This window comes from Neoroseomonas terrae (assembly GCF_018129025.1).
GTDB lineage: Bacteria > Pseudomonadota > Alphaproteobacteria > Acetobacterales > Acetobacteraceae > Neoroseomonas > Neoroseomonas terrae.
This window is the reverse complement of record NZ_JAAEDI010000039.1, coordinates 38,539-49,635: the sequence shown is the minus strand read 5'-3', so window position 1 is coordinate 49,635 and position 11,097 is coordinate 38,539. Positions and strand designations below refer to the sequence as shown.

Below are 11,097 nucleotides of genomic sequence, written 5' to 3'. Positions count from 1 at the left end.
CCTGTTTCTGTCCGCGCCGGCGCCGCAGCGGGGGTCGCATGGTCACCGTGAATCTGGAGGAGATGGCGGACAAGCTCCGCATCTCCCTTCCGACGCTGCGCAGAATGATGCGGCGGTATCCGGAATTTCCGGTCGTCGCGGAGGGAAGTAACGGCGTCCCCTGGCAGCTGGACCCGGCGGCGGTCATCACTTTCGTCCAGGCAAAGCGCGACGAGGACGCGGCGGCCCGCGACCAGCGCGACGACCTGCTGTCGCAGGTCAGCCTTCCGATGGAAGACCTGCTGCCGGAGGCGGAGCGGATCCTGTCCGCCGGCGAGCGGCTCAAGCTCGCGCAGGCGATGCGCGTCGAGGACGACGTCGCCAAGCAGCGCGGCTTTCTGGTCCTGACCAGCGAGATGCGCATCCGTCTGGCGGAGGCATGGACGCCGCTGTCACAGTTTCTGGCCGGCCTGCCTTCGCAGCTCGGTCGCCGACACAACCTGCCCGACGCCGTGGTGCGCGACATGCGCCGCGCGATCGAGGCGCAGCAGCGGGAACTGCACCGCAAGCTCAATGATCTGCTGAGCGACGACGCGGCCCCGCCACCCGAGGAACAGGAGCATGCCGGCGCCGCCTGACCCAGCGCGCTTCGCCTTCGCCAACGCCGGCCGGTTGCTGAGCGACACCTTCGACGCTCTCCTTCCGCCGAACCGCATGTCGGTCGCCGACCACGCGGGGAGGAATCGGTGGGTGAAGTCGCCTGTTGGCGCGCATCTTGAGCGCTGGTCGCACGACACCGCGCCGTATCTGACCGAGCCGATGCACTGGCTCAGCGACGACCAGTACGACACGGTCGGCATCGTCGGGCCCGGCGCCTGCGGCAAGACGATGATCGCGGAGAACTGGCTGCTCTACACGGCCGAGAGCGATCCGGCCGATCTGCTGTGGTACCTGAACACCGACGCCGCGCTCGATGCCTATGTGAAGGGCCGCATCGAGCCGATGCTCGACCAGCATGACCCGCTGCTCGGTCATCTGCGGCGCGGCCTCGGGCGTGATTCCGTTGCCTTCAAGCGCTTCCGCGGCGGGCGGGCGGAGTTTCTGACCTTCACGCCGTCATCGCTGGTGAACAAGCACGTCGCGCGCATCGTCGCCGACGAGATCGACAACTACGACGAATCGCTCGGCGACCCTCTCGCCTTGCTGAATCCACGTCGCCAGGCGGCCGGCGCTGATTCGAAGCTACTGGTGATCAGTCACCCCGACCGGGGCGCTCCGATCGACGCGCCGCGCACGAAGCAGCGCGGCATCATGGCGGTCTACGCCGACAGCACGCGCTGCACCTGGTGGTGGCGCTGTCCGCATTGCGGCACCTACTCCTCGCCGCATCCCGGCACGTCGCGTCGCATGGTGCTCGACTGGCCGAAGGATGCGCCGCTGGACGAGGTCCAGGCCAAGGCGCGGCTCGTCTGCCCGACGGGGTGCTTGATTGAGGATGGCGAGCGCTATGCCATGAACCTGACTGGCCGCTGGGTTGGTGAGGGCGAGACGATCGACGAGGACGGCCGCGTCACAGGCGAGCGGCGTCGCGTGAAGACTGCCGGCGCCTGGATCCTTGGCGTCATGTCCCCGTTCACAAAGGATGGCATAGGCGGCTTGGCACGGGCGCAGGCGCAGGCGGAGCGAGCGGCCGACCTCGGTGACCATGAAGGCCTTCGCCAGGTCATGGTGAAGACGTTTGGCGAGGACGCACCGGCACCCTGGTCGGTGTCGACGTGCTGGAGCGCCTGGCGGTGCCGCTGCAGCCGACGAAGTACGCGGGGACCGGCGGCATCGAGGGCGGCAACGAACTCAAGGACCGGCCCAAGCCTGTGCTGCTCGGGCGCTGCGGCAACGTCAGCCCGGTCTTCCTCGGCAACATCGATCTCGGCGCCGGCAGCTTGCCGACCTATCAGGTGTCCTGGCGCCAGGTCTTCTCCATCGATGCCGTCCGCATCCGCGGTGTGGAACAGGCGCTGGTCAGCAGCGGCACGCCGACAGTCGGCCAGGCGCGGCCGTGGGAAGCTCTCGGCATGTTCCAGCTCGGGAGCACGCCGGACGGGATCGTGACGGCCGACGTTCGCGGCGACGCCGATGGCGGGTACGTCAGCAGCACCGCGGGCGTCCTGCGGCGGCTGATCAATGCGCTGGGGCCGGGCGTCGGCGCGCTGGAGATCGACGGCACTTCCTTCGCCTTTGCTGATGCGGACATCCCGGGCGAGATCGGCTGGTACAGCGGCGGGCAGGAGATCACAGCCTCCGACGCCGCGAGCACCATTGTGCAGGCCAGCGGGGCGGTGCTCTGCGGTGGGCGGTCGGGCGCCATTCGCCTGTTCGATCCGATCGCGAGCGACGCGACTGACCAGTTCGATATCAAGGCGGCCTGGATCCTGGACTGCCGCCCGGTGTCGCTGCCGGCCTCGCTCCGATCGCTGCCCACCTCCGTCGGCGTGAATTGGCGGCCCAACTGGACCCCGATGACGGACGTGGCGGGTAGTGTCCCGGCCGCGGATCGCGAGCGGCTGAAGAACAACGCGTCCGGCCCGGAGCGCATCAACAGCGTCACCCTCACCCAGCGCATCGCGCCGCAGCGAGACCTGCTGCTTCCCGGGCTGTTCTGGTCGCAGGCCGATGCCGCCACGCGCGCGCAGGCGTGGGCCAGGTGGCTGGAGGCGGGGCCGCGGATCTTTGAGGTCACCACCGACCGCTATCTCGGTCAGATCGAGTGCGGGCACATCGGCCGCGTCTCGTACGACCTGTGGGAGATGGGCGGCGGGGTGCGTGGCGTCGTCGTCGGGTGGCGGGAGCAGCTCGGGGCGCAGCGGCTGACCATCACCATCGCGACCCTGCCAGGAGCCTGAGATGCCGGCCGCTTTTCTCTACGATGACGTGATCGCGCGCGCTGCGTCGGTGACGGCCTCTGCCGCCACGGTCCCGACCATGCCGCTTTCGAACCTGCAGGACCCTCAGCCGCGGGTGCGGACGCGGTTCATGGGGAGCACGGCGGCGATCCTGTTCGACCTTGGCGCGTCGCGTCCCCTCGATTGCGTGGCGCCCCTGTCCGGCACACTGACGGCCTCGGCAACGATCCGTGTTCGGCTCTCAACGGCCGATAATACGGGCGCCGCCGGCGACGCTTGGGATAGTGGCGTGGGGCCTGCGGCGACCGGCGACGAGGCCAACGGCAACGTAGTCGTGGTGCGCGCCGCCGGTCCGGCGACGGGCCGCTACCTCCTGGTGGAAGTGACCGACGCGGCGCTGGCGGAGATCGATATCGGCCTGGTGGTGGCGGGTGCGCTGTGGCGCATGACCCGTGCTCAATCCTGGGGTTACCAGGAAGATCGGATGATCCTCGATCGCCGGGATCGGAATGGGTTCACGGGGGCGGAGTTCCCCGCCCCGGCGCTCAGCAACCCGCGCTTTGCCGCGTTTGAGACGCGCTACCTCGGCGTGTCGGAGATCGCCACGCAGTATCGGGCGATGGTGCGGCGGAACGGCGCGGTGCGCGACGTGCTGTGGGTGCCAGATACCGGGCTCAGCCGGGCGGAGATGAACATCCGCAGCATCTGGGGTGCCGTCGTGCAGCCCGGCCAGGTCGACGGCATGACGCGGACGGCATTCCCCGGATGGTCGCGCTCCTGGCGCGTCGTGGAGCGGCTTTGATGGTGCCGGAGATCCTCGACCTCACCCGGGCCTTCGCGGGCGCGCTGATCGGCGCCGCGGGCTTCTGGCTGCGCGGCGCGGCGGTGTTTGCCCGCGTCACCGGCCGCGGCGCGACGACTGCGCGGGTTGTTGCCTGGGCCGTCCCGTTGGCGCTGCTGGCGTGGTTGGTGACGCCGCTGCCGTGGGGCTGGTCGTTGGCGCTGGCAGCCGCACTCTGGCTCGGCTGCCTCCCCGGATGGTGGGGGTCGATCGACCTCGGCAGGAATGAGGGCGGATGGTCCCGCGACGCGGCGCTGCACACGGCGCGCGGCGTGCTGTGGGGGGCACCCGCGGCCGTGGTGCTGTGGCTCGCCGGCGGTGGTTGGTGGTGGCCGTTGGTGGCTGGACTGACCTGCGCGCCGGCGTACGAGATCGGGTGGCGGCTGAGGCCTGCCGGTGACCCGCGGCGCCCCGCGGCGACGGAGCTCGGTGAATTGCTGTTCGGCGCCGCGCTTGGCGCCGCGGTGATCGCGGGCTCCTGGCGCGTGGTGGAGCGCGTCTGATGCTGTCCCGGCTGGAGTACCCGGACACCGACCTGCTGGCGGTGGCGCGGGCGAATAGCGGCTGGTCGTTCGGGCCGGACGGTGTGCTGGCCGAGCGGCTGGCAAACGCCCTGCGCCCTGACTGGGATGCGGCGACAGGGGCGCATCGCGGTCTGCTGGTGGAGGCGGCGATCACCAACCGCATCACCGACCCGCGCTTCCAAGGTGCCGCCTGGTCGCAAAGCAACGTGGTTCTGGCACCGAATGCCGGCCTTGCGCCTAACGGCCTTACCGAGGCGGCGCTCCTGACCGACGGCGGCGCGACCAGCACGCATGTCATCGGTGCGGCGAACATGACCGTGGCGACCATCGGTGACGTCTATACGTCCTACGTCATGGCTCGGGCCGGCGCTGGCAGCTTCATTCAGTTGCTTTGGGCCAATGCGATTGCGGGCTTTGGTTCCTGGGCGAATTTCGACCTCGCCAATGGCGTGGTCGGCAACACCGGTGCGAACGTCAGCAGCGGCATCCGCCCGCTGCGGGACGGCTGGTTCCTCTGTTGGATGTCGGGGGCGATGACAGGCGCGGCGACGGCCGCCGCGCTTAACCTCTACCTCATCACGGGCGCCGGCCAGGGCAGGGCGCCGAGCTACGCGGCCGCTGGGCTGAGCGTGTACCTGTGGGGCGGTCTGACTGCCCTCGCAGGGTTCGTGCCGAGCCCGGTGCTTTCGCCCATCGGCTCGCCCGGGGCATCTACCCGCTCCGCCGACAACGTCTCCTTCATCGACGTCCCGCGCTGGCTCACGCCCGATGCCGGCACCTTCGTCATCGACTTCACCCCCGGGGACGTTGTCGGCGGCGATCGTGAGCTGCTTACGATCGACGACGGCACGTCCAGCAATCGCATACGCCTGTCGCTGATTGCAGGCGGCACGACGGTCCGGCTCCGCTCGATCGTTGGTGGCGTGATCGCGGGAACCGTCGCGATGGCGTCCGGCCCCGCGCTGGTGCGGCACACGGTGCGCGCGTCCTACGGGCCGGCGGGGCTGGTCCTGTCGGTCAATGGCGCGGCGCCCATCTCGACCGCCGTCGCGATACCGCCTGGGCTGCAGCGGGGATTCCTCGGCAATGCCGCTGGCGGGAATCACCTGAATGGCTGGATCGGCCCGCGCGTGGAGCACCTGACGCGGCAGTACACCGATGCGGCCGCGCCCGACGGCTACTCGATCAGGGATCGCTGACATGCCGACACCGCTGAAGCGCGCCTATCGCACCTTCCGGTTCTTCTTCGAACGGGAACCCTGGGTTTTCGAGGTCATCTTCGGCGGTGCGACAGCCGTATTCTTCTTCCTGCTGTGGGCGGATTGGCGCGAGGGGCCGACCTTCGGTTCAATCAGCGTCCTGTCCGAGGTTCAGCCGGAGGACTTCTGGCACTGGTCGGGCCTGTTGGGCGGATGGGCGCAATGCACGGTCGCCCTGCTGAGCAGCGGGTCCCGATCCTGGCCTTGGCTGAAGTGGCCGCGATGGATCGCCGCGGGTTGGCTTGGCTGCCTGTGGGGATCAATGGCGGCAGCGTCATGGCTTGCCGCACCCGGCACGCCGACGGCGTCGATCTACGCCGCCTGCTCGCTCTGCAATCTGTACGTCGCGCTCCACATCCTGTGGGAGGACGAATACCGGCTCATTCGCCGGGCTGGAGGCTGACCCGTGGAAGCGCTGTTCTCGTCGCTGCTCACCGGTCCGGCGCTCGCTGCTTACGGCCCGTGGGGCATCGTTGCCATCATCATGGTGTACATGTTCTTCACATGGCACCGCGGCCGCGAAGCACGTCTCGCCCAGATCAATGACCGGGAGAGGGAATCTCTCCGCGAAGATCAGCGCGCACTGTTCGAACGGCAGACCGAGGAAATCGAAGGCCTGCGCGTCGACAAGACGACGCTGGAGACCCGGCTGCGCGCGACGGAGGCGCTGGCCTCCGATCTGCGGCAGCGACTGTTTTCGCAGTACCTGGACTGGCGCGATTCCTACCACGCGGCGAACAACGCGCGTGCCGTGCTGGTCGCCGCGAACCTGAAGCGCCCGGAAGATTATGAGCCGCTGAAGCGGCCCGAGCCGCCGATCGGTTGAGCGGCGCCGACGGCAGCAAGCGCGCCCTAAAGCGCGGCGCGAGAAGCGCCGTTGCGCCAAAGAAAGCCCGCCGGGGGACCCTCGGCGGGCAAAGGTCAAAGGCAGATGGATCAGCCTCCCTTGGGAGGCAGCGCCACGGTACGCCGGCCCGGTGGCCGCGCGGAATCACTTGTTAGGGCGCCGGACAAGCCGGCATGGTAAGTATCGATCCCCCGGCCGAACTCGCCCGACGCGCCTTCGCCGCGGATCCCTTCGATGCCACTCAAAGGTAGGAGACGCCAAGTGGAGCCAAGGGCAGCTTGCGTGCCCGGGTTTGCTAGCCAAATCCATTCGAGCCGCTGTCCATGAGCGGCAGCCACGACTTAAGCAGAGAGGCGCGGGGCGCAGGGATGGAGCCGGACCAAAGCAGCGGAGAGTTTCAGGGTTTGCGTCCCCGCGCCCGAAATGCGTTGGCGCGGCTTCGGATCACCCGGCGTGATGACGTTACAAGCGAAGTTCTTAGTGCGATGCGCGACCTGGATTACGTGGGAATTCATACGGTGTCCGAAGTCGCTACGTGGGCGGGATTGACCTCCCCCCAGCTGACCAAACTTGAAAAGGCTATAGTGCACAGGCTTCGGGCGCGAGGATGGGCTGTTACGCCGCCGGCCGGGGAACTCGACTACGCGTCGGACGATCCGACGCACCGCCAGGAATAGCCATCTGACCCGTCGCACGGCGCAACGCGACAGCAAAGAGAAGCCCGCAGAGCGGATCAGATCTCCGTCACGATCCCTGGTTCGGGGTGACCGTGCCGTCCGGACAAGTTGGCAGAACTGACCGGTTGGCAGAACTGAGCGGCGCCGCCTAGGCCGGCTTCGCATCGCCGGCGTGTCGCCTAACCCTCAACCCGAACCACGATCGTCTTACCGACGAGCGTGTGGCGCTTCCCGGAATGGTGGACGATATAGGCTCGGAAGTCGCGCGAGTCGGTGAAGCGGGTCAATCGGACGCAGAAACCCGCTTCCCCGTATGCCTCCCGCGCAGCGTCATTCGCGAGACGGCGGGCTGCGATCTCGAGCCGGGTATCTGCGCCGGGACCGTGTGTCGTGGGCCTCATCGTCTCATCACGAGTCCAGCAAAGACGCCGGCGGCCATGGCGATGAGCAGCGACTGGATCGGCCGCTGCTGAATCTTTCGTACGCATCGAACAGCGCACTCTTCGGCCACCGTTACGACGTCGGCAGCCGCGTCGGCAGCGGCTCTCACGGTCTCTTCGGGAGATGTTATGGTGTCGCTCATGGGTCGCCTTCGTTGCTGGCATTCAAGCAACGTGCGGCGATGGAGCGGGTTCGACGCTCGCGGAAGTTTGCCGCTGTGCCCGCGTCACGGTGGCGGCTTGAAATCCCTCTCCCGCCGCTCCGCCATGAGTCTTGCGAGCAGGCTCCGCGCGTTCGCTAAGGCCTGATGAAGCGCAGGCGTGTCGTCGCCTTCGGTAACCAACCGCCGAAGAGCGTCCTGGTGCCGCAGCAGCTCGAACTCCAACTCGGATACAACCTCCAACGTGTTCCCTTCCGTCGCCTACGGCGCACAGCTGATGGGTTAACGCGTGAGTGCGGCGGCAGGTGCCGCATCGCGACAGGGTGATGCTTTGCTTCGGCCAGACGGCTGAATGCATGAAGCCCTGACCTATTGATCCGCCGCCGGCGGGTGCCGGCATCCAACATCGGAGATCCATCATGGACCTGTCCCCCATCGCCAGCGCGGCGGTAACGGCGGCGGCCGGGCTCGTCGGCGCGCTCGCCACGGCCGGCCTCGCGCTGCTCCCGCGGCTATGGACACTGATGCGCGTCTACATGGACGGCAGCGACGCGACGCGCCTGCGCTACGCCATCGCCAATGCCTCCGTGCGGGCGCTGCGCGAGATCGACGAAGGATCGACGCAGGATTCGGCGATCGCCCGCATGGTCCAGCACTGCCGCGACAGCATGCCGCAGGCCCTCGCGCGCCTCGGCACGCCTGACGCGACGCTGCAGACGATGTGCGAGGCCGAGCTCGCGCGGCTGATGGCGGGGAGGGGGTGATGCCCGCCTGGTTGCTGGCGCCGGCCACCCGCTGGCTCGCCGCCGGCGCCGTCCTGCTGGTGCTGTTCGGCGCCTGGCGCGTCGAGGCTGCACGGCGGGAGGCGGCCGACCTGCGCGCCGTTGCCGCTGAGGAAGCGGTGAAGGGCAGGGACACCGCCATCGCCGCGCTCGAGCGCCTCGCTGTGGCCGTCGCCGAACGCGACGCGCGATTCCAACCGATCCGGAGGGCCGTCGATGCCGCGCCTGTCACGCACGCCTGCGTTGCTGCCCCTGCTGTGCGCGCCGCTCTGGATGGGCTGCGCGCCCGTGACGCCGGCGCCGCGGGTGTTCCCGCCGTCGACGCTGGTGTGCCGGCCGGAGCCGCCGGTGCCCGTCGCCCCCGATGACCAGGCGCTCGCGCGCTGGATCCTGGATCTGGCCGAGGCCGGCGAGGACTGCCGGCAGCGGCTCGCAACCGTGAGGGAGATTGCTACCCCATGAGAATCTTCAGCTGGCTGCGCGGCAGCTCGGCAGCGCCGCCGCCTGTCGCGCCCGGGCCGATCCAGCCAATCGAGCCCTGGCCTCGACCCACCCGGGCCATACCGGTGCACGCCGTCGGCGACCCGGCGCCGGCGTTCCGGCCGAACGAAGCGGACCTCCGGTTCCAGGATTGCGTCGCCATCGTCCTGAAGCACGAAGGCGGCTTCGTCGATCACCCTGCCGATCCGGGCGGGGCGACGAACATGGGGATCTCGCTGCGCTATGCGCGGACGCTCGGCCGCATGATGGATCTCGACGGTGATGGTGACGTCGACCGGGACGATATCCTGCTCGTGTCCCCCGCGAAGGCGGCGATGGTGTATCGGCAGTGGTTCTGGGCGGATGTCCGCGGTGATGACCTGCCCGCCGGCGTCGACCTGGCCGTGTTCGATTTCGCGGTGAACAGCGGTGGCATGCGGGCGGCGAAGTGTCTGCAGCGCATGGTCGGAGTCCAGGCGGATGGCTTCATCGGGCCGATCACGCTGGCGGCTGTGCGAGCGGTGAACGACCGGGCGCGGCTGGTGGACCGGATCTGCGATGATCGGCTGGCGTTCCTGAAGGTGGCGCGGAACAGCAACACCGGCGCGCTGCTGTGGCCGACCTTCGGACGGGGGTGGCAGCGCAGGGTGGATGACATCCGCGCGCGCGGCAGGGTGATGGGCGCCTGATCGCCGCCCAAATCGTGATGGATGGCAACGCATGTGGCCCGACGCTCCCCTAGAAGCGCCGGTCCATCCGGCACCAGCACGTCACGCGTTTCTGTTGTCAGAATGGCTTGGCAGTAAATTATTGATCTAGCGTGATTAGTGGAGTTCACGGCGGCGACACGGGTTCGAATCCCGTAGGGGACGCCATACATTCGCTCCAAATTATTGATTTTCATGGCGAAGTTTTGCGTGGATGAGCCGCCACCCCTAAACTTACCCCCTTCTACGAACTGGATGGGAGTAGACGGTAGAGGTGGCCGGAGCAGCGCTGCGTTATCTCTATCCCAGGCATGAGGGGCTCGGTCGCAAGCGGCTCGCGAGCCGTTCGGCCCCTGCCATCCAGACGGCATCGTGCTCTCCCAGGGCGACCTCCCATTCCGCCCACAGACGGTCATAGGTTCGCTGCCGCATCCCCTTGGGTCGGGCAGGCAACGGGGCTTCCGGATACGTGTATGAGCCTTTGAGCAACCGATGCAGGCGGCGTAGCCGGGCATGGCTGCGATCCATCCCGCCTTCGTTCTGCGATGCATAGCTAAGGTGATATGCGCCTCGGCCACGGCTCAGGAACAGGTTGCCGCCGTTGGGCAAGTAGAGTGTGGCGCATCGCCGGCCGGTTGCCGGGCAAATTCACCACCAGCGCACACCGCCGTATGGGCATGGCGTGGTTTCCAGATTAACCGTCTGGTCGCGAGGCCCGGTGCGGTGGGTGGGCTGGGCGATATCGAATTGCAGCCGAGCCGCTCCGTGAAGACGTTGGAGCGATAGTGTCACCGAGGCGCCGGCGCGCGGCGCGGCATCGCCGTCCATCGTCCACGACCAAACGGAGCGATGAACCACTGGCGTCGCGTCGGTTTGGTTCCGAAGCGCCCGGCGAGCAGCGCGCGTCACCTGATTCACGTCCAACTGAAGGGTGCGGCATCCCTCGACGGTGGCCTTCCAGCCACGCCGACCGCTGTTCATACCGCCCATGAGGGGACCTCCGTCGCCAGGGTTTTCCGAAATCGTTTGGCTAACCTGCCTCCCTCGCGCGCGCGCGCGGCGATGCCTCCCATAGTGCGTCGAGCCAAGCGACTTCGTCGGCAGCGAGTTCTGCGTGACGTGCCTCAAGGAAGCGCTCGCGCAGGGCGCCGATACGCGCCCTGTCGTTGTCAGTAACGGTTGACTGGCGTGCGATCTCCGCCATCCGGGAGCGTGCTCCCCGACGCCCGAGTTCGGCGAAGCTCTCAGGTTCCGCCTTCGGCTTCATGTTGGTGAGCGTGGCTATGATGGCTGCGGCGAAGGCGCTTTGCTTCACGCCTTCGGCCGCGATGAGCTTCGCCGCGGCGCGCGCAGCCATCAATGCTGTCTCGTCGTTCTTTGCGCCGAGGTTGGCGATAGCAATCGCAAGGATCGTAGCGTTCTCTCGGGTCATGTCGTTACCTCATGGACCGCGTAGTGCGGAAGATGGATGGGGGATGGCAGTTCGAGCAGCACCAGCCG

General features: G+C 68.1%; 14 protein-coding genes. 11 read left to right on the top strand and 3 right to left on the bottom strand.

Going from position 1 to position 11,097, the window contains the following annotated elements; genetic code table 11:
- From GXW78_RS25720 to GXW78_RS25685, 8 genes are all read left to right on the top strand, one after another.
- The coding region (locus GXW78_RS25720; RefSeq protein ID WP_211871781.1) for a hypothetical protein at positions 1-617 on the top strand (617 nt) is incomplete at its 5' end.
- Complete coding sequence (locus tag GXW78_RS25715) at positions 601-2,088, top strand: phage terminase large subunit family protein (RefSeq protein WP_211871780.1); 1,488 nt, start codon at positions 601-603, stop codon at positions 2,086-2,088. The genes GXW78_RS25720 and GXW78_RS25715, both read left to right, overlap by 17 nt.
- Entirely contained in the window at positions 2,052-2,879 is an 828-nt protein-coding gene (locus tag GXW78_RS25710; protein ID WP_211871779.1) for a hypothetical protein, read from the top strand. Before GXW78_RS25715 ends, GXW78_RS25710 begins: the two co-directional genes overlap by 37 nt.
- 1 nt (position 2,880) lies before the next feature.
- Positions 2,881-3,681 (top strand): hypothetical protein, encoded by an 801-nt coding sequence (locus tag GXW78_RS25705; RefSeq protein WP_211871778.1) that lies wholly within the window; start codon positions 2,881-2,883, stop codon positions 3,679-3,681.
- Positions 3,681-4,223: a hypothetical protein gene (locus GXW78_RS25700; protein ID WP_211871777.1), complete on the top strand. Its 543-nt coding sequence runs from the start codon at positions 3,681-3,683 to the stop codon at positions 4,221-4,223. Before GXW78_RS25705 ends, GXW78_RS25700 begins: the two co-directional genes overlap by 1 nt.
- A complete protein-coding gene (locus GXW78_RS25695) occupies positions 4,223-5,443 on the top strand; it encodes a phage head spike fiber domain-containing protein (RefSeq protein ID WP_211871776.1) in 1,221 nt (406 codons plus the stop codon). Before GXW78_RS25700 ends, GXW78_RS25695 begins: the two co-directional genes overlap by 1 nt.
- Position 5,444: 1 nt before the next feature.
- Complete coding sequence (locus GXW78_RS25690) at positions 5,445-5,906, top strand: hypothetical protein (protein ID WP_211871775.1); 462 nt, start codon at positions 5,445-5,447, stop codon at positions 5,904-5,906.
- 3 nt (positions 5,907-5,909) lie between these two features.
- Entirely contained in the window at positions 5,910-6,329 is a 420-nt protein-coding gene (locus GXW78_RS25685) for a hypothetical protein (RefSeq protein WP_211871774.1), read from the top strand.
- Positions 6,330-7,424: 1,095 nt separating this feature from the next.
- On the opposite strand, the gene GXW78_RS25680 is transcribed toward GXW78_RS25685, so the two are convergent.
- On the bottom strand, positions 7,425-7,610 hold the full coding sequence (locus GXW78_RS25680) for a hypothetical protein (protein WP_211871773.1): 186 nt from the start codon (positions 7,608-7,610) through the stop codon (positions 7,425-7,427).
- Positions 7,611-8,047: 437 nt separating this feature from the next.
- Here GXW78_RS25680 and GXW78_RS25675 point away from each other — a divergent pair, with 437 nt between their 5' ends.
- From GXW78_RS25675 to GXW78_RS25665, 3 genes are all read left to right on the top strand, one after another.
- Positions 8,048-8,392, top strand: a complete 345-nt coding sequence (locus GXW78_RS25675) for a hypothetical protein (RefSeq protein WP_211871772.1) — start codon at positions 8,048-8,050, stop codon at positions 8,390-8,392.
- On the top strand, positions 8,392-8,778 hold the full coding sequence (locus GXW78_RS25670; RefSeq protein WP_211871771.1) for a hypothetical protein: 387 nt from the start codon (positions 8,392-8,394) through the stop codon (positions 8,776-8,778). Before GXW78_RS25675 ends, GXW78_RS25670 begins: the two co-directional genes overlap by 1 nt.
- A 90-nt stretch (positions 8,779-8,868) precedes the next feature.
- Entirely contained in the window at positions 8,869-9,579 is a 711-nt protein-coding gene (locus tag GXW78_RS25665; RefSeq protein WP_211871770.1) for a glycoside hydrolase family 108 protein, read from the top strand.
- A gap of 666 nt (positions 9,580-10,245) precedes the next feature.
- Here GXW78_RS25665 and GXW78_RS25660 read toward each other — a convergent pair.
- Positions 10,246-10,587, bottom strand: coding sequence for a hypothetical protein (locus GXW78_RS25660; RefSeq protein ID WP_211871769.1), 342 nt, complete (start codon positions 10,585-10,587; stop codon positions 10,246-10,248).
- 40 nt (positions 10,588-10,627) lie between these two features.
- Complete coding sequence (locus GXW78_RS25655; protein ID WP_211871768.1) at positions 10,628-11,029, bottom strand: hypothetical protein; 402 nt, start codon at positions 11,027-11,029, stop codon at positions 10,628-10,630.
- Positions 11,030-11,097 lie beyond the last annotated feature (68 nt).